General features: G+C 72.3%; 23 protein-coding genes. 13 read left to right on the top strand and 10 right to left on the bottom strand.

Features of this window, described 5'->3' with window-relative positions:
* Positions 1 to 154: 154 nt before the first annotated feature.
* The 5 genes from OG985_RS23195 to paaA are packed head-to-tail and all read right to left on the bottom strand — an operon-like array spanning position 155 to position 3774.
* Positions 155 to 1219 carry a 2Fe-2S iron-sulfur cluster-binding protein gene (locus OG985_RS23195; protein ID WP_371670258.1) on the bottom strand — a complete coding sequence of 355 codons (1065 nt, stop codon included), beginning with the start codon at positions 1217 to 1219 and terminating at the stop codon, positions 155 to 157.
* Positions 1219 to 1746, bottom strand: a complete 528-nt coding sequence (gene paaD, locus OG985_RS23190; protein WP_371670257.1) for a 1,2-phenylacetyl-CoA epoxidase subunit PaaD — start codon at positions 1744 to 1746, stop codon at positions 1219 to 1221. The genes OG985_RS23195 and paaD overlap by 1 nt, the downstream gene beginning before the upstream one ends.
* Complete coding sequence (gene paaC / locus OG985_RS23185; protein WP_371670256.1) at positions 1740 to 2468, bottom strand: 1,2-phenylacetyl-CoA epoxidase subunit PaaC; 729 nt, start codon at positions 2466 to 2468, stop codon at positions 1740 to 1742. Before paaC ends, paaD begins: the two co-directional genes overlap by 7 nt.
* Positions 2465 to 2752 (bottom strand): 1,2-phenylacetyl-CoA epoxidase subunit PaaB, encoded by a 288-nt coding sequence (gene paaB, locus OG985_RS23180; RefSeq protein ID WP_319337667.1) that lies wholly within the window; start codon positions 2750 to 2752, stop codon positions 2465 to 2467. Before paaB ends, paaC begins: the two co-directional genes overlap by 4 nt.
* Positions 2749 to 3774 carry a 1,2-phenylacetyl-CoA epoxidase subunit PaaA gene (paaA, locus tag OG985_RS23175; protein ID WP_371670255.1) on the bottom strand — a complete coding sequence of 342 codons (1026 nt, stop codon included), beginning with the start codon at positions 3772 to 3774 and terminating at the stop codon, positions 2749 to 2751. Before paaA ends, paaB begins: the two co-directional genes overlap by 4 nt.
* A 316-nt stretch (positions 3775 to 4090) precedes the next feature.
* On the opposite strand from paaA, the gene OG985_RS23170 reads away from it, so the two are divergent.
* The 3 genes from OG985_RS23170 to OG985_RS23160 are packed head-to-tail and all read left to right on the top strand — an operon-like array spanning position 4091 to position 7040.
* Entirely contained in the window at positions 4091 to 4978 is an 888-nt protein-coding gene (locus OG985_RS23170) for a DUF5819 family protein (RefSeq protein WP_371670254.1), read from the top strand.
* On the top strand, positions 4975 to 6192 hold the full coding sequence (locus tag OG985_RS23165; protein ID WP_371670253.1) for an HTTM domain-containing protein: 1218 nt from the start codon (positions 4975 to 4977) through the stop codon (positions 6190 to 6192). The genes OG985_RS23170 and OG985_RS23165 overlap by 4 nt, the downstream gene beginning before the upstream one ends.
* Positions 6189 to 7040, top strand: coding sequence for a TrmH family RNA methyltransferase (locus tag OG985_RS23160; protein ID WP_371670252.1), 852 nt, complete (start codon positions 6189 to 6191; stop codon positions 7038 to 7040). Before OG985_RS23165 ends, OG985_RS23160 begins: the two co-directional genes overlap by 4 nt.
* Before the next feature lie 15 nt (positions 7041 to 7055).
* Here the strand turns inward: OG985_RS23160 and paaN are convergent, their stop codons facing one another.
* Positions 7056 to 8747: a phenylacetic acid degradation protein PaaN gene (gene paaN / locus OG985_RS23155; protein WP_371670251.1), complete on the bottom strand. Its 1692-nt coding sequence runs from the start codon at positions 8745 to 8747 to the stop codon at positions 7056 to 7058.
* Positions 8748 to 8895: 148 nt separating this feature from the next.
* Between paaN and OG985_RS23150 the strand changes: the two genes are divergently transcribed.
* Together OG985_RS23150 and OG985_RS23145 are read left to right on the top strand one after the other, a co-directional pair.
* The gene (locus OG985_RS23150) at positions 8896 to 10413 is read left to right on the top strand and encodes a 3-hydroxyacyl-CoA dehydrogenase (RefSeq protein ID WP_371670250.1); all 1518 of its coding nucleotides are present in this window, start codon (positions 8896 to 8898) and stop codon (positions 10411 to 10413) included.
* On the top strand, positions 10410 to 11000 hold the full coding sequence (locus OG985_RS23145) for a TetR/AcrR family transcriptional regulator (RefSeq protein WP_371670249.1): 591 nt from the start codon (positions 10410 to 10412) through the stop codon (positions 10998 to 11000). The genes OG985_RS23150 and OG985_RS23145 overlap by 4 nt, the downstream gene beginning before the upstream one ends.
* A gap of 14 nt (positions 11001 to 11014) precedes the next feature.
* On the opposite strand, the gene OG985_RS23140 is transcribed toward OG985_RS23145, so the two are convergent.
* On the bottom strand, positions 11015 to 11515 hold the full coding sequence (locus OG985_RS23140) for an Lrp/AsnC family transcriptional regulator (protein WP_371670248.1): 501 nt from the start codon (positions 11513 to 11515) through the stop codon (positions 11015 to 11017).
* 174 nt (positions 11516 to 11689) lie between these two features.
* Here OG985_RS23140 and pdhA point away from each other — a divergent pair, with 174 nt between their 5' ends.
* From pdhA to OG985_RS23110, 6 genes are all read left to right on the top strand, one after another.
* Positions 11690 to 12823, top strand: a complete 1134-nt coding sequence (gene pdhA / locus OG985_RS23135) for a pyruvate dehydrogenase (acetyl-transferring) E1 component subunit alpha (RefSeq protein ID WP_371670247.1) — start codon at positions 11690 to 11692, stop codon at positions 12821 to 12823.
* The gene (locus OG985_RS23130; protein ID WP_371670246.1) at positions 12823 to 13827 is read left to right on the top strand and encodes an alpha-ketoacid dehydrogenase subunit beta; all 1005 of its coding nucleotides are present in this window, start codon (positions 12823 to 12825) and stop codon (positions 13825 to 13827) included. Before pdhA ends, OG985_RS23130 begins: the two co-directional genes overlap by 1 nt.
* Complete coding sequence (locus OG985_RS23125; RefSeq protein WP_371670245.1) at positions 13827 to 15347, top strand: dihydrolipoamide acetyltransferase family protein; 1521 nt, start codon at positions 13827 to 13829, stop codon at positions 15345 to 15347. Before OG985_RS23130 ends, OG985_RS23125 begins: the two co-directional genes overlap by 1 nt.
* Before the next feature lie 177 nt (positions 15348 to 15524).
* Positions 15525 to 16451 carry an NTP transferase domain-containing protein gene (locus OG985_RS23120; RefSeq protein ID WP_371674469.1) on the top strand — a complete coding sequence of 309 codons (927 nt, stop codon included), beginning with the start codon at positions 15525 to 15527 and terminating at the stop codon, positions 16449 to 16451.
* Positions 16448 to 17908: a molybdopterin molybdotransferase MoeA gene (locus OG985_RS23115; protein ID WP_371670244.1), complete on the top strand. Its 1461-nt coding sequence runs from the start codon at positions 16448 to 16450 to the stop codon at positions 17906 to 17908. Before OG985_RS23120 ends, OG985_RS23115 begins: the two co-directional genes overlap by 4 nt.
* Positions 17905 to 19002: a TrkA family potassium uptake protein gene (locus tag OG985_RS23110; RefSeq protein WP_371670243.1), complete on the top strand. Its 1098-nt coding sequence runs from the start codon at positions 17905 to 17907 to the stop codon at positions 19000 to 19002. Before OG985_RS23115 ends, OG985_RS23110 begins: the two co-directional genes overlap by 4 nt.
* 15 nt (positions 19003 to 19017) lie before the next feature.
* Here OG985_RS23110 and OG985_RS23105 read toward each other — a convergent pair whose 3' ends face one another.
* Complete coding sequence (locus OG985_RS23105) at positions 19018 to 19866, bottom strand: ABC transporter permease (RefSeq protein ID WP_371670242.1); 849 nt, start codon at positions 19864 to 19866, stop codon at positions 19018 to 19020.
* Positions 19863 to 20939 carry an ATP-binding cassette domain-containing protein gene (locus OG985_RS23100; protein WP_371670241.1) on the bottom strand — a complete coding sequence of 359 codons (1077 nt, stop codon included), beginning with the start codon at positions 20937 to 20939 and terminating at the stop codon, positions 19863 to 19865. Before OG985_RS23100 ends, OG985_RS23105 begins: the two co-directional genes overlap by 4 nt.
* Positions 20940 to 21133: 194 nt before the next feature.
* On the opposite strand from OG985_RS23100, the gene OG985_RS23095 reads away from it, so the two are divergent.
* Both OG985_RS23095 and OG985_RS23090 read left to right on the top strand, forming a co-directional pair.
* Positions 21134 to 22114: an NAD(P)H-quinone oxidoreductase gene (locus tag OG985_RS23095; protein ID WP_371670240.1), complete on the top strand. Its 981-nt coding sequence runs from the start codon at positions 21134 to 21136 to the stop codon at positions 22112 to 22114.
* A 22-nt stretch (positions 22115 to 22136) separates the two neighbouring features.
* On the top strand, positions 22137 to 22349 hold the full coding sequence (locus OG985_RS23090) for a DUF1720 domain-containing protein (protein WP_371674468.1): 213 nt from the start codon (positions 22137 to 22139) through the stop codon (positions 22347 to 22349).
* 109 nt (positions 22350 to 22458) lie between these two features.
* Here the strand turns inward: OG985_RS23090 and OG985_RS23085 are convergent, their stop codons facing one another.
* On the bottom strand, positions 22459 to 23211 hold the full coding sequence (locus tag OG985_RS23085; protein WP_371670239.1) for a hypothetical protein: 753 nt from the start codon (positions 23209 to 23211) through the stop codon (positions 22459 to 22461).
* Positions 23212 to 23271 lie beyond the last annotated feature (60 nt).

Genomic DNA, 23271 nt, shown 5'->3' with positions numbered 1-23271 from the left:
AGAAGAAGGGAACGGGCGGAACAGGCCGAGGCGCCTCGCCCTTGCTGGGCAGGGCGTGCGGGCTGGGGTGTCCGTGCGGGCAGGGCGTGTGCGCTGGGGTGTCCGCAGGGGTTGGGGCGTCCGACCGGGCCCGGGTTCCGGTGGGCGAGGGCCCTCAGCGGTCGAAGTCCAGCTCCACCTTCTCCGTCACCGGATGCGACTGGCACGCCAGGACGTATCCCGCTTCCGTCTCCTCCGTCTCCAGGGCGAAGTTGCGGTCCATGCGCACCTCGCCGGTGACCAGGAAGGCCCGGCAGGTTCCGCACACGCCGCCCTTGCAGGCGTAGGGCGCGTCGGGGCGGTTGCGCAGCACCGTCTCCAGGAGGGACTCGCCGTCCTGGACAGGCCAGCTCCCGCCGCGTCCGTCGAGCCTGGCGGTCACCGTGCTGTGCGCGGGGGCCGGCCGGGCCGGTGCGGTGGCGGTGCCCGCGTCCACGTGGAAGATCTCCTCGTGGATGCGCGACCGTGGCACCCGCAGTCCGCGCAGGGCCTGTTCGGCCCCCTGCACGAGTCCGTACGGTCCGCACAAAAACCATCCCGCCACGTGCTCGACCGGAAGCAGCGCCGGCAGCAGTTCGATCAGCCGCTCGCGGTCCAGGCGCCCGGACGGGAGCCCCGCCTGCTGTTCCTCCCGGGAGAGCACGGTCACCAGCTGCAGCCGCTGCGGGTACCGGTCCTTGAGGTCGGCCACCTCTTCCAGGAACATCGTCGAGGCGGACGTCCGGTCGCCGCGTATCAGGCAGAACCGGGCCGCCGGCTCACGCGCCAGCAGTGTCGAGACGATCGACAGCACCGGCGTGATGCCGCTGCCGCCGACCACCGCGGCGTACAGGCCGGGCGCCGGCTCCAGCGTGAAGCGGCCGGCCGGAGTCATCACCTCCAGCTCGTCGCCGATGTTGATCTCCTTGAGCGCGTACGTCGAGAAGGCGCCGCCCTCGACCAGCCGCACCCCGACCCGCAGGGTGCGCGGACCTTCGCCGTCCGGTGCCGGGGCCTGGGAGCAGATCGAGTACGTGCGCCTCGTCTCGGTGCCGTCGACGGTGCGCCGCAGGGCCAGGTGCTGGCCGGGCGCGTGCCGGAACTCCTCGCGCAGTTCCGGTGGCACCGTGAGGGTGAGGGCCACGGAGTCGTCGGTGAGCCGGTCGACCGCGACCACGGGGAGCGGGTGGAAGCGGGCCATCACAACTCCTTGAAGTGGTCGAACGGCTCCCGGCACGACAGGCACCGGCGCAGCGCCTTGCATGCGGTGGAGGAGAAGCGGCTGAGCAGCTCGGTGTCGGCGGATCCGCAGTGCGGGCAGCAGACCGGCTCCGGCTCGGCGGCGGCCGTGCGGGTCGGTCCCAGCCGCAGGGCGACCGGTTCGGACGCCTGGTGCCGGCGCGGCGGTGCGATGCCGAACTCGCGGAGTTTGCGCCGCCCTTCGGGCGAGATGTCGTCGGTCGACCAGGCGGGTGCGAGCACTGTGCGCACGGTGACCTCGCGCACGCCGTGGTCGTGCAGCACCCGCTCGATGTCCAGGGACATGGCCTCCACGGCCGGGCAGCCGGTGTACGTGGGGGTCAGCTCGACCTCGACCGAGTCCGCGCCCCGGACGTGCACGGCACGCACCACACCCAGCTCGTGGAGGGTGAGCACCGGCAGTTCGGGGTCGGGCACCGAACCGGCGATCTCCAGGAGTTCCGCCTCGAGCGGAGTGAGCGTCACCATGACGCCCCCGGGTGGCTGCGGTGCAGGTGCTGCATCTCGGCGAGCATCCGCCCGAAGGACTCGGTGTGCAGGCCCTCGCGGCCGGCGCCGGCCGCCCAGGCCCCGGACCGCGGCCCGTCGGGAACGGTCAGGGTGGCCTGCCGCAGCACGTCCCCGACGGAGGTGAGCCAGGCCGCTTCCAGCCGCTCCCTGTCGATGTCGAGCCCGTCGACGGGCCGGAACAGCTCGCCGGTGAACCGCCACAGTGCCGTGCAGGCCCGCTGCATCCGCTCGTGGCTGGCCTCGGTGCCGTCGCCGAGTCGCAGGGTCCACTGCTCGGCGTGGTCGCGGTGGTAGGCGACCTCCTTGACGGCCTTCGCGGCGAGCGGGGCCAAGGGGCCGTCCGCTGCCGCCAGTTCGGCGTACAGGAGGTGCTGGTAGGTGGAGAAGTAGAGCTGGCGGGCGATGGTGTGGGCGAAGTCGCCGTTCGGCTGCTCGACCAGCTGGAGGTTGCGGAAGGAGCGTTCCTCGCGCAGATAGGCCAGTTCGTCCTCGTCGCCGGCCATCGACAGCAGCAGTCTGGCCTGTCCCAGCAGGTCCAGCGCGATGTTGGCGAGGGCGACTTCCTCCTCGAGGACGGGTGCGTGGCCCGCCCACTCTCCCAGGCGGTGCGACAGCACCAGCGCGTCGTCGCCCAGGGCGAGGGCGGCCGCGGTGGGAACGGCGGGAACCGTGGTGGTCACAGGTGCTTCACGCCTTCCGGGATCTCGTAGAACGTCGGGTGCCGGTAGGGCTTGTCGGCGGCCGGTTCGAAGAACGGGTCCTTCTCGTCCGGGGAGGACGCCGTGACCGCCGACGACGGAACGACCCAGATCGAGACGCCCTCGCCGCGCCGGGTGTACAGATCACGGGCGTTGCGCAGGGCGAACTCCGCGTCCGGCGCGTGCAGGCTGCCGGCGTGGGTGTGGGAGAGGCCGCGGCGCGACCGCACGAAGACCTCCCACAGGGGCCAGTCGGTGTTCGTCATGCTCGCGTTGCTCCCGTCTCGGCGGTGTGCTTGGCCGCGTAGGCGGCGGCCGCCTCCCGTACCCAGGCGCCCTCGTCGTGGGCGCGCCTGCGCTGGCTGATCCGCTCGTCGTTGCACGGGCCGTTGCCCTTGAGGACGTCCCAGAACTCCGTCCAGTCGATCGGGCCGAAGTCGTGGTGCCCCCGCTCCTCGTTCCACTTCAGCTCGGGGTCCGGCAGGGCGAGGCCCAGTGACTCGGCCTGGGGGACACAGATGTCGACGAAGCGCTGGCGCAGCTCGTCGTTGGAGTGCCGCTTGATCTTCCAGGCCATCGACTGCTCAGAGTGTCCGGACTCCTCGTCGGGCGGGCCGAACATCATCAGGGACGGCCACCACCAGCGGTCCACCGCGTCCTGTGCCATCGCGTGCTGCTCGGGGGTGCCGCGGCTGAGGGCCAGCAGGAGTTCGTATCCCTGGCGCTGGTGGAAGGACTCCTCCTTGCAGATGCGGACCATCGCGCGTGCGTACGGGCCGTAGGAGCAGCGGCACAGGGGGACCTGGTTGGTGATCGCGGCGCCGTCCACCAGCCAGCCGATCGCTCCGACGTCCGCCCAGGTCAGGGTCGGGTAGTTGAAGATCGAGGAGTACTTCTGGCGGCCGGTGTGGAGTTTGTCGAGGAGTTCGTCGCGGCCGGTGCCGAGGGTCTCGGCCGCGCTGTACAGGTACAGGCCGTGGCCTGCCTCGTCCTGGACCTTGGCCATCAGGATCGCCTTGCGGCGCAGTGAGGGCGCGCGGGTGATCCAGTTGGCCTCCGGCTGCATGCCGATGATCTCGGAGTGGGCGTGCTGCGCCATCTGGCGAACCAGCGTCGCCCGGTAGGCGTCGGGCATCCAGTCGCGCGGCTCGATGCGCTCGTCGGCGGCCACCGCGGCGTCGAAGGCGCGCGCGAACGCTTCGCTGTCGGCCGCGTCGCCCCGCGGGCCGTACGCCTGTGGGTCGGCCGCCGGTGTGCGGGCCGTCTGGTGCGCGGCTGCTGTCGCCATGGGGTCCCCTCGACCTGGTCTCCGCCGGAATACGCTCCCGACCGATCGTTCGGTTCGTGCGATTCCATGGTGTGACGGCCGCCGTAAGGTGTCAACCGCTGTGGATAACCTGCGGGCGGCACCTGTGGACAACCGAGTGGCGACGCAGGGTGGCGATGGTCACGGCGGGACGGTCACTGCCGGCAGGGGCTGTGCCCGGCGGGCGGGCCTGAGTACCGTTCCGTCCGAGCGCCGTGGGAGCGGTGGGACCTGTGTGGGCGGCGGTGCGGTGCGGCCGGGCGGCCGGATATCGGACCGGAATCGGAAACGGGGCGGAATGGACGCGTACGACGGAGTTTCGAACGCCCCGCACGAGCCGACGGAGCCGCAGGTGCCGAGGGAGTCGCACACGTCGGCGGAGCCGCACACGGCGGCGGAACCGCACATGCCGCCGGAACCGCACATGCCGCCGGAACCGCGCGCGGCGGCGGGAGCGGACGCGCCAACGGCTCCGGCCGCACCGACGGAGCCCGCCGCACCGGCCGACCCCCCGCCCCCGGGCCCGTACGACGAGGCCCGTACCGGTGTCGCGGCGCTGTCCCTCCGCTACCAGATCGCCGCGGCGCTGACCCTCGCGGTCGTCGCGGTCACCGTCTGTGCGCACGTCGGCATGGTCTTCCTGCACATCGCGCCGTCGAACACGCTCACGAAGCAGCACGGCAAGGCGGTCTACGACTGGATCAACCCGGAGTTCGAGCAGAACTGGATGCTGTTCGCCCCGAACCCCCTTCAGCAGAACATCGCGGTCCAGGTCCGCGCCCAGGTCCGTACCGCGGAGGGCGGGACGCGGACGACCGGCTGGTACGACCTGTCCGCCCAGGACGGCCGGGACATCGACGGCAACCTGCTGCCGAGCCACACCCAGCAGAACGAGTTGCGCCGGGCCTGGGACTTCTTCGTCGCCACGCACGACAGCCAGAACCGTGCCACGAGCGTGCGCGGCTCATTGTCGGAGACGTATCTGCGCCGCATCCTGGTGCTGCGCCTGGGCCGCCAGGAGGCGGCCGGGCCGGGTGGTGCCGTCGAGCGCGTCCAGGCCCGCTCCCGCACCACCAACGTGCGTCCGCCGAAGTGGAGCCGGGAGCAGGTCCCGGGCAACTCGGTGTACCGCGAGCTGTCCTGGTGGTCGGTCCCGGCCGGCGAGGCCACCGGAGGCGTCCGGTGAACCGGCTCGCCCTGTCGGTCTCCCGTGGCATCGCCCGGGTCACCGAGTCGGCCCTCGGCCCGTACCAGACGGCCGTGATCCGTATCGGCTTCAGCACGACCTGGCTGCTGTTCCTGCTGCGCGAGTTCCCCCACCGCGAGGAGCTGTACGGCCCCGACGGCCCGTGGAGCTGGGGCCTGGCCGAGCAGCTGATCGCGAACAACGGCGCTTTCACGGTGCTGATCTGGTCGGACTCGCGGGTCTGGTTCGAGCTGGTCTACGCACTCGCCGTCCTGTCGGGCGTCCTGCTGCTGCTGGGCTGGCGCACGCGCGCGACGAGCGTGCTCTTCATGACCGGCGTCCTCTCGCTGCAGAACCGCAGCGTCTTCATGGGGGACGGCGGCGACAACGTCCTGCACCTGATGTGCATCTATCTGGTGTTCACGCGTTGCGCCCAGGTCTGGTCGCTGGACGCGCGGCGGGCACGGCGCGCGTCGCAGGCACGCGCGCGTGGCGAGTGGGTCGGGGACCGGGTCGGTCCGGCTCTGTGGGGTCTGCTCGGGTCGGCACTGGTCACGGCGACCGTCGCGGGATGGCTCTTCGACGGCGACGTGTTCGTCCCGGTGCTGCTGTGGACCGTGTGGCTCGCGGCGGCCGTGTGGTGGGTGGTCGGGCGCCGGGCGCGGACCGCGCAGCCCAGGATCCTGCTGGACGTGGTCGCCAACATCGTCCACAACGGCGCCCTGCTCGTGATCATGGCCGAGGCCTGTCTGATCTACGCGACGGCGGGCTGGTACAAGATCCAGGGATCGCGCTGGCAGGACGGCACCGCCGTCTACTACCCGCTGCACCTCGACTACTTCTCACCCTGGCCCGCCCTCGCCGACCTGCTGTCGTCCAGCGGCACGATGGTCATGCTCGTGACCTACGGGACCGTCCTCGTGCAGGTCGCCTTCCCGTTCACGCTGTTCAACCGGCGGGTCAAGAACGTCCTGCTGGCCGCCATGATCACGGAGCACGCCGTGATCGCCGTGGTCCTCGGGCTGCCGTTCTTCTCGCTGGCGATGATCGCGGCCGACGCGGTCTTCCTGCCGACGCCTTTCCTGCGCCGACTGGGCGACCGGGCCGCCCGCGCGCGTGCGCGGCTTGCGGCGCGCGGAAGCCGTACGACGCTGCCCGGGCCGCGCCGCGCCCAGGAGAGCGCCGAGGACGCGCACGTAGGCTTCACGGCATGACCGAACCCGCCTCCGAACCCGCCTCCGGCCCCGGCTCCGCCCCCGGTCCCGGCCCCGGCCCCGGCCCCGTGAGTGTCTGGCACCGGCTCGCCGGCGACTGTGTGCTGCTCGACGGCTTCCACGCCCTCAAGCACGCGGTGCGTTTCGGTGCCGAGGTCCCGGTGGGGGTCACCAGTGACCGGGCGGCCGCGCTCGCCCTCGCCGACGAGCTGGCTCCGGACGTGCGGGACACGCTGGACAGGCTGCTGACCGAGGTGCCCGAGGCGACGTACGCCTCCCTCGTGCCGCGGCCGCACCCCACCGCGGTGGCCGCCCTGGCCGTGCGCCCCGCGCGCGAGGCCAACCTGGAGAGGCTGGCGCACCTCCCTCGCGAGGCGCCCGTCGTGGTCCTCGACCAGCCGCGCAACCTGGGCAACGCGGGGGCGGTGATCCGGCTGGCGGCCGGCTTCGGGGCGACCGGTGTCGTCACCACCGGCACGCTCGATCCCTGGCACCCCACCGTGGTGCGCGGCGGTGCCGGGCTGCACTTCGCGACCGCTGTGGAGCGCCTGACCGTCGGCGAACTGCCGCCCGGGCCGGTGTTCGCCCTCGACCCGGAGGGCGAGGACATCCGCGGGCTGAAGCTGCCGGACGACGCGCTGCTCGCCTTCGGCTCGGAGCGCAGTGGACTCTCCGCCGGCCTGCGCGCGCGTGCCGACCATCTGGTGTCGCTGCCGATGCGCCCCCAGGTCTCCAGTTACAACCTCGCGACCAGTGTGGCCATGACGCTGTACCACTGGAGCGCCACCGGGGGCGCATCCAGGGTCCAGAACCTGTCGTTCGGATCAAGCCCCGCGAGCCCGGCCTGATCCGAACCACAGACCCTAGGCCTCCTGGCGCACCTCGACCACGCGGAAGCGGTTGGCCACGAAGGCGCCGTCGCACAGGGCCGCGTTGGCGGCCGGGTTGCCGCCCGAGCCGTGGAAGTCGGAGAAGGCGGCCGTCTGGTTGACGTACACCCCGCCGGTGAGGTTCAGCGAGAGCTGGGCGGCCTCCTCCAGGCAGACCTCCCGCACCTCCTGCTCGACCTCCTCGTCGGTGGTGTAGGCGCCGACGGTCATCGCGCCCTTCTCGCGGACGGTCCGCCGCAGCAGTGCGACCGCGTCCGCCGCCGAGTCGACCGCGACGGCGAAGGACACCGGCCCGAAGCACTCGCTCATGTAGGCGGCCTCGTCGTCCGGCTTGGCTCCGTCGAGCTTGACGATCACGGGCGTACGGACCACCGCGTCCGGGAAGTCCGGGTTGCTGATCTCCCGGGAGGCGAGGGCGACTTCACCGAGGCCGGCCGCCGCGTCCAGGCGGGCCTTGACGTCCGGGTTGACGATGGCGCCGAGCAGGGCGTTGGCGCGCGCGTCGTCGCCGAGGAGGCCGTCGACCGAGCGGGCGAGGTCGGCGACGACCTCGTCGAACGACTTGGGGCCCTCGTCGGTGCGGATGCCGTCCCGGGGGATGAGCAGGTTCTGCGGCGTGGTGCACATCTGACCGCTGTACAGCGAGAGCGAGAAGGCCAGGTTGGAGAGCATCCCCTTGTAGTCGCCGGCCGACTGCACGAGGACCGTGTTGACGCCGGCCTTCTCCGTGTAGACCTGCGCCTGACGGGCGTTGGCCTCCAGCCAGTCGCCGAACGCCGTCGAGCCGGTGTAGTCGATGACCTTGATCTCGGGGCGGGTGGCCAGCGTCTTGGCGATGCCCTCACCGGCCCGTTCGGTGGCCAGGGCCACCAGGTTGGGGTCGAAGCCGGCCTCACCGAGCACCTGGCGCGCGACCTGCACGGTGAGCGCGAGCGGCAGCACCGCGCGCGGGTGGGGCTTGACCAGGACCGCGTTGCCGGTCGCCAGGGAGGCGAACAGTCCCGGGTAGCCGTTCCACGTCGGGAAGGTGTTGCAGCCGATGACCAGCGCGATCCCGCGCGGGACCGGCGTGAACTGCTTGCTGAGGGCGAGCGGGTCGCGCTTGCCCTGGGGCTTGGTCCACTCCGCCGTGTCGGGTGTGCGGACCTGCTCCACGTACGCGTACGCCACCGCCTCCAGGCCGCGGTCCTGCGCGTGCGGGCCGCCTGCCTGGAAGGCCATCATGAAGGCCTGTCCGCTGGTGTGCATGACCGCGTGCGCGAACTCGTGCGTCCGGTCGCTGATCCGCTTCAGGATCTCCAGACACACCACCGCGCGCGTCTCCGCGCCCGCGTCCCGCCACGCGCGCTGCCCGGCCTTCATCGCGGGCAGCAGCACGTCGATGTCCGCGTGCGGGTAGCTCACACCGAGTTCGAGGCCGTACGGGGAGACCTCACCGCCGGTCCAGTCGTCCGTACCGGGCTGGTCCAGGTCGAGGCGGGTGCCCAGCAGGGCGTCGAAGGCGGCCTTGCCCGCCGCCGCGTCCAGGCTGCCGTTCTCGCCGTAGGCCTTGGGGTGCTCGGGGTGCGGGGACCAGTACGCGCGCGTGCGGATCGCTTCCAGTGCCTGGTCCAGGGTGGGCCGGTGCTGGGAGATCAGCTGGTGCGCGGTGAGTTCGGCGGCCATCAGGGACCAACTCCTCGTTTCACGAACTCTTCCTTGAGCTCATGACCTGGGCGGAAACAGCCGGACAGAGTTAGAGTAACCGAACGATCGGTCGGGACAAGGGGGACCGCCGCATCTGTGGAAATCCCCGTGCGGGAGGATCGCGCACATGACAGGACTCGACCTCAGCAGCCCCGTGGCCGTCGTCGGTACCGGCACCATGGGCCAGGGCATCGCCCAGGTGGCGCTGGTCGCGGGCCATCGGGTACGGCTGTACGACACCGTCCCCGGGCGGGCCGAGGAAGCGGCCGCGGCGATCGGCGCCCGTCTCGACCGGCTCGTCGAGAAGGAGCGGCTCGCCGCCTCGGACCGGGACGCCGCACGTGCCCGGCTGCTGCCCGCCCACCACCTCGCCGACCTCGCCGACTGCGCACTGGTCGTCGAAGCCGTACTGGAGCGGCTGGACGTCAAGCAGGAGCTGTTCAGGGCGGTCGAGGACGTCGTCGACGAGGACTGCCTGCTCGCCACCAACACCTCCTCCCTGTCGGTGACGGCGATCGGCGGCGCCCTGCGCAACCCCGGCCGCCTCGTGGGCCTGCACTTCTTCAACCCCGCTCCGCTGCTGCCGCTCGTCGAGGTGGTCTCCGGGTTCGCCACCGACGTCACCTCGGCCACGCGCGCGTACGAGATGGCCCGCGCCTGGGGCAAGACTCCCGTCGCCTGCGCCGACACCCCCGGCTTCATCGTCAACCGCATCGCGCGGCCCTTCTACGCCGAGGCCTTCGCGGTGTACGAGGCCCAGGGCGCCGATCCGGCCACCATCGACGCGGTGCTGCGCGAGTCCGGCGGCTTTCGGATGGGAGCCTTCGAGCTGACCGACCTCATCGGGCAGGACGTCAACGAGTCCGTCACGCACTCCGTGTGGCGGTCCTTCTTCCAGGACGTCCGGTTCACGCCGTCGCTCGCCCAGCAGCGTCTCGTCGAGTCGGGCCGGCTCGGCCGCAAGACCGGACAGGGCTGGTACGACTACCAGGACGGCGCCGAGCGTTCGGAGCCGCACACCGCGGAGGACGCGCGTCCGCCCGCCTACGTCGTCGCCGAAGGCGACCTCGGCCCCGCCTCCGAACTCCTCGCGCTGATCGGCGAGGCGGGCATCCCGGTGCGCGCGGAGGACGAGGACCACGGCACGCGGCTGGTCCTGCCCAGTGGCGGCCAGCTGGCGCTGGCCGACGGCCAGACCTCCGTGGAGTTCCGCGACGTCGTCTACTTCGACCTGGCGCTCGACTACCGCAAGGCCACCCGTGTCGCCCTGTCCGCCTCCCAGGACACCGCCCCGCAGACCCTCGCCGAGGCCGTCGGCCTGTTCCAGGCACTCGGCAAGAAGGTCAGCGTCATCGGTGACGTGCCGGGCATGATCGTCGCCCGCACGGTCGCCCGGATCGTCGACCTGGCGCACGACGCCGTCGCCAAGGGCGTGGCCACCGAGGAGGACGTCGACACCGCGATGCGCCAGGGCGTGAACTACCCGCTCGGTCCCTTCGAGTGGAGCCGCAGGCTCGGCAAGGAATGGGCGTACGACCTCCTGGACGACCTGCACCTGCGCGACCCCTCGGGCCGCTACGCGCCGTCCCTCGCCCTCTACCGCCACCGGTACGCCAGCGACAAGCGGGAAGGCAGCAGCTCATGACCACCGCCAAGCGCGACACGTACACCCCGGAGACGCTCCTGTCCGTCGCCGTGCAGGTCTTCATCGAGCGCGGCTACGACGGCACCTCCATGGAGCACCTCTCCAAGGCGGCCGGCATCTCCAAGTCCTCGATCTACCACCACGTGGCGGGCAAGGAGGAACTGCTGCGCCGCGCAGTGAGCCGGGCCCTCGACGGGCTCTTCGGGATCCTCGACGAGGAGCACGCGCGCGAGGGCCGTGCCGTCGAGCGCCTGGAATACGTCGTACGGCGCATGGTCGAGGTGCTGATGGCGGAACTGCCGTACGTGACACTGCTGCTGCGGGTGCGCGGCAACACGGACACCGAACGGTGGGCGCTGGAGCGGCGCCGCGACTTCGACCACCGGGTCGCCGCGCTGCTGCGGGCGGCCGCCGCCGACGGGGACGTGCGCGGTGACGTGGAGGTGCGACTCGCCACCCGGCTCGTCTTCGGGATGATCAACTCGATCGTCGAGTGGTACCGGCCCGACACGAGGGGCGCGGCCGAACGCGAAGTGGCCGACGCGGTGGCCCGGCTGGTGTTCTCCGGACTGCGCCGACAGTCCTGACGGCCGCCGGCCCCTCAGCCCTGCGGCTCCAGGTCCTCCTCCTCGAAGACCAGCAGCGTGCGCGTGCTCAGCACCTCGGGCATCGCCTGGAGACGGGTGAGGACCAGTTCGCGCAGCGCCCTGTTGTCGGGCGTGTGCACCAGGAGCAGCACGTCGAAGTCACCGCCGACCAGCGCGATGTGGGAGGCGCCCGGCAGCTGTCTGAGCTGCTCGCGGACGGTGCGCCAGGAGTTCTGGACGATCTTCAGGGTGATGTACGCCGACGTGCCGTGACCCGCGCGCTCGTGGTCGACGCGGGCACCGAAGCCGCGGATCACCCCGTCCTCGACGAGGCGGTTGATGCGTGCGTAGGCGTTGGCGCGCGAGACGTGCACCCGTTCGGCGACCGACCGTATCGACGCGCGGCCGTCCGCCTGGAGCATCTGCAGGATGTCCTGGTCGATGGCGTCCAGCGGTCGCGGGGGTGGCGGCGCGGTGCCGCTGTCCGCACCTTCGGCCATTTGTTCAGGTGCCATGTCCCCCCGCCTCCCTACCATGGACGTACTGCGTCTATCTGAGGTTGTGGAGAACCGTTTGTCCACAGCCTGGAGGTGCCCGTAGCCAAAATGTGCCGACGACCGAACAATCGGTAGGTGAGGCGCATCACAACCGTGACGCGTCTGAAGCCGCTCCCACGAGGAGGTGCCGTCATGACGGTCATGGAGCAGCGGGGCGCTTACCGGCCCGCGCCGCCGCCCGCCTGGCAGCCCCGCACCGACCCCGCGCCGCTGCTGCCCGACGCGGAGCCGTACCGCGTCCTCGGCACGGAGGCGGCGGCCACGGCCGATCCGGCCCTGCTGCGCCGGCTGCACGCCGAGCTGGTGCGCGGCCGCCGGTACAACACCCAGGCGACAGCCCTCACCAAGCAGGGCAGGCTCGCGGTGTACCCCTCCAGCACCGGCCAGGAGGCCTGTGAGGTCGCCGCCGCGCTCGTCCTGGAGGAACGCGACTGGCTGTTCCCCAGCTACCGCGACACGCTCGCCGCCGTCGCCCGCGGCCTCGACCCCGTCCAGGCGCTCACCCTTCTGCGCGGCGACTGGCACACCGGCTACGACCCGCGCGAACACCGTGTCGCCCCGCTCTGCACCCCCCTCGCCACGCAGCTCCCGCACGCCGTCGGCCTCGCCCACGCCGCCCGCCTCAAGGGCGACGACGTGGTCGCGCTGGCCATGGTCGGCGACGGCGGCACCAGTGAGGGCGACTTCCACGAGGCACTGAACTTCGCCGCCGTCTGGCAGGCCCCGGTCGTCTTCCTGGTCCAGAACAACGGCTTCGCGATCTCCGTCCCGCTCGCCAAGCAGACCGCGGCCCCGTCCCTGGCCCACAAGGCCGTCGGTTACGGCATGCCCGGCCGCCTGGTCGACGGCAACGACGCGGCCGCCGTGCACGAGGTGCTCGCCGACGCCGTACGGCACGCGCGCGCGGGAGGCGGCCCCACCCTGGTCGAGGCCATCACGTACCGCGTCGACGCCCACACCAACGCCGACGACGCGACGCGCTACCGCGGTGACAGCGAGGTGGCCGCATGGCGTGAGCACGACCCGATCGCCCTGCTGGAGCACGAGCTGACCGAACGCGGCCTCATCGACGAGGACGGCCTCCGCGCCGCCCGCGACGCCGCCGAGACCATGGCCGCCGACCTGCGCGAACGCATGAACCAGGACCCGGTCCTCGACCCCATGGACCTGTTCGCCCACGTGTACGCCGAGCCCACACCCCAACTCCGCGAGCAGCAGGCCCAGCTGCGCGCGGAGCTCGAGGCGGAACAGGAAGGGGCGCGCTGATGACCACCGTCGCCCTCAAGCCGGCCACCATGGCGCAGGCCCTCACGCGCGCGATGCGCGACGCGATGGCCGCCGACCCGACCGTGCACGTCATGGGCGAGGACGTCGGCGCCCTCGGCGGTGTCTTCCGGGTCACCGACGGGCTCGTGAAGGAGTTCGGCGAGGACCGCTGCACGGACACCCCGCTGGCCGAGGCCGGCATCCTCGGCACGGCCGTCGGCATGGCGATGTACGGGCTCAGGCCGGTCGTGGAGATGCAGTTCGACGCCTTCGCCTACCCGGCGTTCGAGCAGCTGATCTCGCACGTGTCCCGGATGCGCAACCGCACGCGTGGGGCGATGCCCCTGCCGCTCACCATCCGCGTGCCCTACGGCGGCGGCATCGGCGGGGTCGAGCACCACAGCGACTCGTCCGAGGCGTACTACATGGCGGCTCCGGGCCTCCATGTCGTCACACCTGCCACCGTCGCCGACGCCTACGGGCTGCTGCGCGCCGCCATCGCCTCCGACGACCCGGTCGTCTTCCTGGAGCCCAAGCGCCTGTACTGGTCGAAGGACTCCTGGAACCCCGAGGAGCCGCAGGCCGTTGAACCGATAGGCCGCGCGGTGGTGCGTCGCCCGGGCCGGAGCGCCACGCTCATCACGTACGGGCCGTCCGTGCCCGTCTGCCTCGAAGCCGCCGAGGCGGCGCGGGAGGAGGGCTGGGACCTCGAAGTCGTCGACCTGCGCTCCCTGGTGCCGTTCGACGACGAGACGGTCTGCGCTTCCGTCCGGCGGACCGGGCGCGCGGTCGTGGTGCACGAGTCGGGCGGGTTCGGCGGCCCGGGCGGGGAGATCGTGGCCCGTGTCACCGAGCGCTGCTTCCATCACCTGGAGGCGCCGGTGCTGCGAGTGGCCGGGTTCGACATTCCCTACCCGCCGCCGATGCTGGAGCGTCACCACCTGCCCGGTGTGGACCGCATCCTGGACGCGGTGGGGCGTCTGCAGTGGGAGGCCGAGAGCTGATGGCGCACGCTTCCGACATGCACAGCCTGGAGTTCAGGCTGCCGGACCTCGGAGAGGGACTCACCGAGGCCGAAATCGTCCGCTGGCTGGTCGAGGTCGGCGACCTCGTCGCCGTGGACCAGCCGGTCGTCGAGGTCGAGACGGCCAAGGCGATGGTCGAGGTGCCCTGCCCCTACGGCGGTGTCGTCACCGCCCGCTTCGGCGAGGAGGGCACGGAACTGCCCGTCGGGGCACCGCTGATCACCGTGGCGGTGGGCGCACCGGCCGCCGACGGCCCGGCCGGGGGCTCGGGCAACGTGCTGGTGGGATACGGCACCTCCGAGGCACCCGCGCGCAGGCGCCGGGTCCGTCCGGAGCCGACGGCACCCGCGGCACCCTCCGCACCCGCGTCGTCGTGGGCGGCGAACGGAAACGCCGGCCCGTCCGAGACGAGGGTCTCCGCGACGGGTGGCCCGGTGGCCGACGCCACGGCGACCGGTGTCCCCGGGGCGGCAGTCCACACGACTTCGCCGGGGCCCGTGCCGGTGATCTCACCCCTGGTGCGCAGGCTCGCGCGTGAGAACGGCCTGGACCTGAGGGAACTGACGGGCTCCGGGCCCGACGGCCTGATCCTGCGGGCGGATGTGGAGCACGCGCTCCGCGCGGCCGCCGGGCGAGGCCGGTCGGCGGAGCCCTCCACGACCCCCCTCACCTCCGCCACATCCCACGCGCCCGTGGCCGAGCCGTCGGCCGCACCCCACGCGTCCGGGCAGCCCGCACCGGCCGCAGCCGCCCTCGGCGGCCCCGGTGCCGGTGTCGGTAGCGGCGGCCACACGAGCTCCGGCTCCGGCAACGCCACTCGTATCCCCCTCAAGGGTGTCCGTGGTGCCGTCGCCGACAAGCTCTCCCGCAGCCGCCGTGAGATCCCGGACGCGACCTGCTGGGTCGACGCCGACGCCACGGAACTCATGCGGGCACGCACCGCGATGAACGCGGCGGGCGGACCGAAGATCCCCCTCATCGCCCTGCTGGCCCGCGTCTGCACCGCCGCCCTCAACCGTTTCCCCGAGCTCAACTCGACGGTCGACATGGAGGCCCGGGAGGTCGTCCGGTTCGACGCCGTGCATCTCGGGTTCGCCGCACAGACGGAGCGGGGGCTCGTCGTCCCCGTCGTCAGGGACGCGCACGCCCGGCACGCCGAGTCGCTCGGCGCGGAGTTCGTCCGGCTGACCGAGGCGGCCCGGGCGGGGAAGCTGACGCCGGCGGAACTCACCGGCGGCACCTTCACGTTGAACAACTACGGCGTGTTCGGGGTCGACGGTTCCACGCCGATCATCAACCACCCGGAGGCGGCCATGCTCGGCGTCGGCCGGATAGTTCCCAAGCCATGGGTGCACGAGGGTGAGCTGGCGGTCCGGCAGGTCGTCCAGCTCTCGCTCACCTTCGACCACCGGGTGTGCGACGGCGGTACGGCGGGCGGTTTCCTGCGGTACGTGGCGGACTGCGTGGAACAGCCGGCGGTGCTGCTGCGCACCCTGTGATCACGGCGGCGCCCGCACGTTCCCTGTGATCAGGCCGGGACGCATACTCGGGGGGTGACCGCGTACGAGCTCCCCGACGCCCTCGGCACCGACGCTCCCGGCACCGACGCTCCCGGCAACCACGCAACCGAGGCGCCGGGCCTCGAGGTGCCGGGCGCCGACGCACCGGACACCGAGGTGCACGATGCCGTCGTGCTCGCAGGTGGTGCCGCCCGGCGGCTCGGCGGCGCGGACAAGCCCGGTGTGCGCGTGGGCGGTCGCGCACTGCTCGACCGTGTCCTGGCCGCCTGCGCCGGGGCACGGACCACCACCGTCGTCGCCGATCCCCGGCCGACCGCGCGCCCGGTGACCTGGGCCCGCGAGGACCCGCCCGGCGGCGGCCCGCTGGCCGCGCTCGCCGCGGGGCTGCGGCACACCACGGCGGAGCAGGTCGTCGTGGTCTCCGCCGACCTTCCGTTCCTCGCCGAACCGACCGTACGACGCCTGCTGGCCGCGCTTCGGGCGAGCGGCGCCGAGGGCGTGCTGCTCACCGATGCCGACGGCCGCGACCAGCCCCTCGTGGCCGTCTACCGCACACACGCGCTGCGCCGGGAGCTGGCCGCGCTCGCCGGTACCGCGCCCAGCGGCTCCACCGGCGGCTCCACCGCGGGCGACGGCCTCAGCGGGCTGCCCCTGCGCCGGCTGACCGCGAGGCTCGACCTCACCCGCGTCCAGGACCCCGTCGCGTCCTTCGACTGCGACACCTGGGACGACATCGCCACTGCCAGGGCACGCATCAGGGAGCATGGGCACGTGTTGGATGAATGGATTTCCGCAGTCAAGGACGAGCTGGGCATCGATCTCGACGTCGACACCGGCGTGTTGCTCGATCTGGCCCGCGACGCCGCCCACGGTGTGGCGAGGCCCGCGGCCCCGCTGACCACCTTCCTCGTCGGCTACGCGGCCGCGCGGGCCGGAGGAGGGCCGGAGGCGGTGGCCGAGGCGTCCCGCAGGGCCGCGGCCCTCGCCCTTCGCTGGGCGGACGAGGCCACCGAGGCCAAAGCCGACGCGGCCCCCGACGCCACGCCCGAGGCGACGCCCGACGCCGGCCCGGATGCCGGATGACCGCCCGCGGCACCCGGGCCGACGGGAACGCGGGGAGTCTCGAAGCCGACGACCTCGATGTCGAGGAGGCGCTCGCCCTCGTGAAGGAAGACAACGGCCGTGCCGCCGCCGACAACGGCCGCACACCCGGTGACCACGTGCCCGCGCCCACGTCCGCGCCGCAAGGCGGCCCCCGCGGTGCCTCGCGCGCCTCCCACCAGCGGGACAGCCACCTCACAGCTGCCCAGGACCAGGAACACGCCCACAAGGCCACCCCCTGGCCCCAGGCCCGAGCCGTCGCCGCACGTGCCGCCGCCCGTTCCGGCACCCGTGGCACCCACCGCGCCCCCGTCTCCGTGGCCCTCGACGGAGCCCTCGGGCTCACCCTGGCCGCTCCCCTGACCGCGCTCACCGACCTGCCCTCCTTCGACACCTCCGCGATGGACGGCTGGGCGGTGGCCGGCCCCGGACCCTGGGACGTACGCGACGAGGGCGTCCTGGCCGGACACGCCGAGCCGGCGCCCCTGACCGACGGCGAGGCCGTCCGCATCGCCACCGGTGCCCGTATCCCCCTCGACACCACCGCCGTGCTCCGCAGCGAACACGGCCGCGCCGACGAGAGGGGCCGGCTGCACGCGACCCGCGAACTCGAGCACGGCCAGGACATCCGCCCGCGCGGACAGGAGTGCCGCAGCGGCGACGTGCTGCTTCCCGTCGGCGCCCTCGTGACGCCGGCCGTGCTGGGTCTGGCCGCCGCCGCCGGATACGACACCCTCACCGCGATCCCCCGCCCCCGGGTCGACGTCCTCATCCTCGGCGACGAGCTGCTCACCGAGGGCCTGCCGCACGACGGTCTGATCCGGGACGCCCTCGGCCCGCTGCTGCCCCCCTGGCTGCGCGCGCTCGGCGCCGAGGTCACCGCCGTCCGGCGGCTCGGCGACGACGCCAAGGCGCTGCACAAGGCGATCACGTCATCCCGGGCCGACCTGATCGTCACCACCGGCGGTACCGCCTCCGGCCCCGTCGACCATGTCCACCCCACCCTGAGTCGCATCGGCGCCGAACTCCTCGTGGACGGCGTCAAGGTGCGCCCCGGGCACCCCATGCTGCTGGCCCGCACCAAGGAGGACCAGCACCTCGTCGGCCTGCCCGGCAACCCCTTGGCGGCGGTCTCCGGGCTGCTCACCCTGGCGGAGCCACTGCTGCGGGCGCTCGCGGCACGCCCCGCCCCGGAGCCGTACACCCTGCCCCTCCAGGACGCGGTGCACGGGCATCCGTACGACACCCGGCTCATCCCCGTCGTACTGCGCGGCGACCGGGCCGCACCGCTGCACTACAACGGTCCGGCCATGCTTCGTGGCATCGCCGCGGCCGATGCCCTTGCCGTCGTACCACCGGGCGGGGCGCGGGCCGGGCAGGAGACCGAACTCCTCGACCTGCCCTGGGCCGCCGCGGGCATCGGGGTGTGTTTCACGTGAAACTTTCGGGCCAGGACGCGATCGCCCGCGAAGCGGACGAACATATCGTGACCCATCGGGTGAAACTGCCAAGGAAAGTGGTGGAGCACCCGTTCGGGCAGGTCGCCAAGCGGCTGTCCCTGGCGCTGATCCTGCTGGTCGCGACCGCGCTGATCGTCTATGCGGACCATGACGGGTACAAGGACAGCTCGGACGGCTCGGTCGATCTCCTCGACGCCTTCTACTACGCGACGGTCACCCTTTCGACGACCGGATACGGCGACGTCACTCCGGTCAGCGATGCTGCCCGGCTGACCAACATCTTCGTCATCACGCCCCTGCGGGTGCTGTTCCTGATCGTTCTCGTCGGCACCACCCTTGAGGTCCTCACGGAACGCACCCGGGAGGAATGGCGGCTCAACCGCTGGAGGTCCACCTTGCGCGACCACACCGTCGTCGTCGGCTTCGGCACGAAAGGGCGCTCCGCGATCCAGACCGTCTGTGCGACGGGCCTGAAGAACGAGCAGGTCGTGGTGGTCGATCCCAGCGCCAAGGCGATCGACCTGGCGTCCGCCGAAGGCTATGCGGGCGTGGTCGGGGACGCTACGCGCAGCGAGGTTCTCAAGCGGGCCGAGGCGCACCGGGCGCGGCAGATCATCATCGCGACCCAGCGCGACGACACCGCGGTCCTCGTGACGCTGACGGCCCGGCAGCTCAACCGCGGCGCGAAGATCGTGGCCGCGGTGCGCGAGGAGGAGAATGCCCCGCTGCTGAAGCAGTCGGGCGCCGACGCGGTCATCACCAGCGCCAGCGCGGCCGGACGGCTGCTCGGTCTGTCCGTGCTCAGCCCCGCGGCCGGCATGGTGATGGAGGACCTCATCCAGCAGGGCAGCGGGCTGGACATCGTCGAACGGCCGGTCATAAAGGCCGAGGTGGGCAGGAAGCCGCGGGAGACTGAGGACCTGGTGGTGAGCGTCGTACGCGGACACCGGGTGCTCGGTTACGACGATCCGGCCATCGGGACGCTGCAGTTGACGGACCGGCTCATCACGATCGTGCGGGCGTCGCCGGGCTCGCAGATCGCGCCCGACGTCCGCCCGCTACGCAAGGACTGACTGCGGGACTGACGCCTACTTGCGGTTGTACAGCCGCATCGTGACCGGCCCGAAGACCAGCACGAACAGGGCCGTCCACCCCAGCGACCAGGCGAGTTCGTCGACCGGCCAGTCACCGGCCATCAACCCGCGGACCGCTGACGAGAGGTGGGTGATCGGGCTGTTGTTGACGAACGCCTGGAGCCAGCCCGGCATGGTCTTCGGGTCGACGAAGACGTTGGACAGGAAGGTGAGGGGGAAGATCACCATCATGCTGACGCCCATCACCGACTTCTCGGTGCGCAGCAGCAGCCCGAACATCGTCCAGATCCACGAGAACGCGAACGAGAAGACGATCAGCAGCGCGATGCCGGCGAGCACGCCGAGGACCCCGCCGTCCGGCCGGTAGCCGAGGACGATGCCGACGGTGAGCATCACGACGGACGCGATCGCATAGCGCAGGGCGTCGCCGAGCAGATAGCCGACCATGGTCGACGGCCGCCAGATGGGCAGGCTGCGGAACCGGTCGAAGACGCCCTTCTCGATGTCCGCGTTGACCGAGACGCCGGTGTACATCGTGATCATCACGACCGACATCACGAGGATTCCCGGCAACAGGAACTGGATGTACTCGCGCGGGGAGCCGGCCAGGGCACCCCCGAACAGGTACGTGTACATCAGCACCATCATGATCGGGAACGCGGTGACGTCGAAGAGCTGCTCCGGTACGTGCTTGATCTTGAGGATCGCCCGCCAGCCGAAGGTCAGCGACGCCGACAGGGCGCTCGGCCGTGGCGGCCGCGGCCCGGTCACCAGCAGCGCGGCCAGCGATTCGGCGCTGACGGGGGCGAGTTCCCTGGCGTCCGTGGTCGTCACGGTACTCATGCCGTCACCTCGTCCTTCGAGTTCGTGGAGGCCGTGGAGCCCGCCGAGTCGTCGGAGGCCCCGGTGCCGTCGCCGGCGCCGGAGCCCTTGGGGCCGTCCGGGGTCTGGGTGTCATGGCCGGTCAGGGCGAGGAAGACCTCGTCCAGGCTCGGCTGGCCCAGTGAGAAGTTGTCGACGGTGATCCCGGCGCGGACGAGTTCGCCGAGGGCCCGGGCGGCCTGTTCGGCGGCCGTGTCACTCGCCGCCGTACCGACGCGGGCCGTGAGGGCGACCGGGTCGGGCTCCGGCTGCACCTGCGCGTCAAGGGTCCGACGCAGCACCTCGGCCGCCAGGGGGCGTTGCTCCGCGTCCCGCAGCCGCAGGTGTACGGTCCCGGCGCCGACGGAGGCCTTCAGCTCGCCCTTGGTCCCCTCCGCGATCACCTTGCCGCGGTCGATGACGGCGATGCGTGAGGCCAGTTGATCGGCCTCGTCGAGGTACTGCGTGGTCAGCAGGACGGTCGTGCCCTGGGCGACCACCGCGCGCACGATGTCCCAGACCTGGTTGCGGCTGCGCGGGTCGAGCCCCGTCGTCGGCTCGTCGAGGAAGAGAAGATCGGGGGTGTTGAGGATGGACGCGGCGATGTCGATACGGCGCCGCATGCCGCCCGAGTAGTTCTTGACCTGCTTTCCGGCAGCGTCCGTGAGTCCGAACGCCTCCAGGAGCTGCCCCGACCGCTCCCGCGCGGGCTTCTTGCCGTGGCCCAGGAGCCGGGCCAGCAGAACGAGGTTCTCGGTGCCGGTGAGGTCCTCGTCGACGGACGCGTACTGGCCGGTGAGGCTGACCCGGCCGCGGACCTCGTCCGCCTCGCGCACGGCGTCATGACCGAAGACATGAGCCTCACCGCCGTCGGGCCGCAGCAGCGTGGCGAGCATCTTCACGGTGGTGGTCTTGCCCGCGCCGTTCGGCCCGAGGACGCCGTAGACCGTGCCGGTGGGCACGGCCAGGTCGACGCCGTCCACGGCCCGCGTCTCGCCGAACGTCTTCACCAGGCCGGCGGTCTCGATGGCCAGGCCGGGCGTGTGCTGGCTCATGGTGGGAGTCCTTCCGCGTACATGGGTGACGTATGGGGAGACTTTTGCCGTCGCGCGAACTCATCGGTCGCGCGCATGGATTTCCGGCGACTGCGGCACGGGACGGCCCCGGCGCGGGCGTGGTCCCGGCGAGGCCCGCGACTCGGCCGGGCGGGGACGGGGTCCGGCCGGGACCGAGGAGTAGCGTCCCCTTCATGTATGCGATCACGATTCCCGAACCTGGCGGACCCGAGGCGCTGGTGTGGGCGGAGGTCCCGGACCCCGTGCCCGGCGAGGGCGAGGTGCTGGTCGAGGTGGTGGCCGGCGCCGTGAACCGGGCCGACATCCTCCAGCGGCAGGGCTTCTACGACCCCCCGCCCGGCGCGTCTCCCTATCCTGGCCTCGAGTGCTCCGGGCGGATCGCCGCGCTCGGCCCCGGCGTCTCCGGCTGGTCGGTCGGCGACGAGGTGTGCGCCCTGCTCTCCGGCGGCGGCTACGCCGAGAAGGTCGTCGTCCCGGCCGGCCAGTTGCTGCCCGTGCCCAAGGGCGTCGACCTCCGGCAGGCCGCGGCGCTGCCCGAGGTGACCTGCACGGTGTGGTCCAACGTTTTCATGATCGCGCACCTCCGTCCGGCCGAGACGCTGCTCGTGCACGGCGGATCCAGCGGCATCGGCACGATGGCGATCCAGCTCGCGAAGGCGGTCGGCGCCAGGATCGCCGTGACGGCGGGGGCGCGGGAGAAGCTGGACCGCTGCGCCGAGCTGGGCGCCGAGATCCTCGTCAACTACCGGGAACAGGACTTCGTCGCCGAGGTCAAAAAGGCCACGGACGGGGCGGGCGCCGACGTCATTCTCGACAACATGGGCGCGAAGTACCTGGACCGCAACGTCCAGACGCTCGCCGTCAACGGCCGGCTCGCCATCATCGGCATGCAGGGCGGTGCCAAGGCCGAGCTGAACATCGCCACGCTGCTGGGCAAGCGGGCCGCGGTCAGCGCGACCTCGCTGCGAGCCCGCCCGCTCGGCGAGAAGGCGGCCATCGTGGCGGCCGTACGGGAGCACGTCTGGCCGCTGATCGAGGCCGGCCACGTACGTCCGGTCGTCGACCGGGAGATCCCGATGAGCGACGCGGCCGAGGCACACCGGGTCGTGGAGGAGAGCGGGCACATCGGCAAGGTCCTGCTGGTGAAGCCCTAGAGGCGGCGGGGCCGGACACGGCCTGCCGGCCACAGGGCGCGGGCCTGGGTTCCGGCCGCAAGCCGCAGGCCACGGGCCTGGGCTCCGGCCGCAAGCCGCAAGCCGCAAGCCGCAGGCCACAGGTCGCGGGCCCGGGCTCCGGCCGCAGGCCACAGGTCGCGGGCCCGGGCTCCGGCCGCAGGCCACAGGTCGCGGGCCCGGGCTCCGGCCGCAGGCCACAGGTCGTAGGCCATAAGCGCAGGCCACAGGCGCGAGTCACAGGCCACCGGCGCGAGCCACACGCCACCGGCCCCAGCCACACGCCACCGGCCCCGGCCACAGGCCCCGACCGCAAGCCACAGCTCCTATCCGCGGCGCAGGCGCAGACCGAGGAAGGCGAGTCCGAGGCCGAGTCCGACCAGGATCAGCCCGCTGCCCAGGGGGAGGATCGGGAGCGTGGACTCGGTGGAGCGCCCGGTCTGCGCCGCGTTCTGCCGTACGGCCTCGGTCGGGGACGCGGCGGGCACCTCGGCGGTCTGCCGTGACGGCTCGGCCTCGGCGGTGGCGTCGTCGTCCGCGTCGGTGTCCGCCGTCTCCGCGTCCTCGGCGGCGTCGCCCTCGTCCGCGCCCAGGACGTCCTCGTCCTCGTTCCCCTCGCCGGTCGGCACCGGCTCCTCCGGCCGCCCGGGCCGTTGCCGTCCCTCGCCCGCCCGGCTCCCGGCCCGCGTCGGTTCGCCGGCGGACGCCGACTCGGAAGGCGAGGGTGAGGTTGCGCGGGACACGGCATGGGAGGACGTGGCTGACGGACCGGCGGCAGGCCATGAACCGGGCCGGTGCGGGAACGTGGCGCCGTCCGACGACGCGGTACGACGCGAGGACCGGGCACCGGAACCGGCACCGGCGCGGTGCGAGGACTCGTCGTCGTACGAGGAGCCGGCCGCGTACGACTGCTCGGCACGGTACGGCGAGTCGGCACCGTACGACAGCGCGCTCCCGTAGACGGGTACGACGACGACGCCCGCCGCCAGCACGATCAGCAGTCCTGTCGAGCGAAGCCCCGGCAACCGCCAGGTGTGCGGTCCGCGCGGCCTCTCGGGTTTCCGCAGCCATGAAGTCACGGGACAAGCCTCACATCGGCGGACTGTTCCGGCATTCCGGGTTCCGCTGACAGGTCGATG

This window comes from Streptomyces sp. NBC_00289 (assembly GCF_041435115.1).
GTDB lineage: Bacteria > Actinomycetota > Actinomycetes > Streptomycetales > Streptomycetaceae > Streptomyces.
The sequence above is the reverse complement of the archived record's forward strand: the minus strand, read 5'-3'. Positions and strand labels throughout refer to the sequence as shown.

Excerpts from the sequence above, each read along its gene's own strand:
- paaD (WP_371670257.1), bottom strand. The coding sequence starts at position 1,746 with ATGGTGACGCTCACTCCGCTCGAGGCGGAACTCCTGGAGATCGCCGGT.
- OG985_RS23160 (WP_371670252.1), top strand. The coding sequence starts at position 6,189 with ATGACCGAACCCGCCTCCGAACCCGCCTCCGGCCCCGGCTCCGCCCCC.
- OG985_RS23140 (WP_371670248.1), bottom strand. The coding sequence starts at position 11,515 with ATGGCACCTGAACAAATGGCCGAAGGTGCGGACAGCGGCACCGCGCCG.
- OG985_RS23195 (WP_371670258.1), bottom strand. The coding sequence starts at position 1,219 with ATGGCCCGCTTCCACCCGCTCCCCGTGGTCGCGGTCGACCGGCTCACC.
- paaB (WP_319337667.1), bottom strand. The coding sequence starts at position 2,752 with ATGACGAACACCGACTGGCCCCTGTGGGAGGTCTTCGTGCGGTCGCGC.
- paaA (WP_371670255.1), bottom strand. The coding sequence starts at position 3,774 with ATGGCGACAGCAGCCGCGCACCAGACGGCCCGCACACCGGCGGCCGAC.
- OG985_RS23150 (WP_371670250.1), top strand. The coding sequence starts at position 8,896 with ATGACAGGACTCGACCTCAGCAGCCCCGTGGCCGTCGTCGGTACCGGC.
- paaN (WP_371670251.1), bottom strand. The coding sequence starts at position 8,747 with ATGGCCGCCGAACTCACCGCGCACCAGCTGATCTCCCAGCACCGGCCC.
- OG985_RS23100 (WP_371670241.1), bottom strand. The coding sequence starts at position 20,939 with ATGAGCCAGCACACGCCCGGCCTGGCCATCGAGACCGCCGGCCTGGTG.
- pdhA (WP_371670247.1), top strand. The coding sequence starts at position 11,690 with ATGACGGTCATGGAGCAGCGGGGCGCTTACCGGCCCGCGCCGCCGCCC.
- OG985_RS23125 (WP_371670245.1), top strand. The coding sequence starts at position 13,827 with ATGGCGCACGCTTCCGACATGCACAGCCTGGAGTTCAGGCTGCCGGAC.
- OG985_RS23145 (WP_371670249.1), top strand. The coding sequence starts at position 10,410 with ATGACCACCGCCAAGCGCGACACGTACACCCCGGAGACGCTCCTGTCC.
- OG985_RS23130 (WP_371670246.1), top strand. The coding sequence starts at position 12,823 with ATGACCACCGTCGCCCTCAAGCCGGCCACCATGGCGCAGGCCCTCACG.
- OG985_RS23105 (WP_371670242.1), bottom strand. The coding sequence starts at position 19,866 with ATGAGTACCGTGACGACCACGGACGCCAGGGAACTCGCCCCCGTCAGC.
- OG985_RS23095 (WP_371670240.1), top strand. The coding sequence starts at position 21,134 with ATGTATGCGATCACGATTCCCGAACCTGGCGGACCCGAGGCGCTGGTG.
- OG985_RS23170 (WP_371670254.1), top strand. The coding sequence starts at position 4,091 with ATGGACGCGTACGACGGAGTTTCGAACGCCCCGCACGAGCCGACGGAG.
- OG985_RS23115 (WP_371670244.1), top strand. The coding sequence starts at position 16,448 with ATGACCGCCCGCGGCACCCGGGCCGACGGGAACGCGGGGAGTCTCGAA.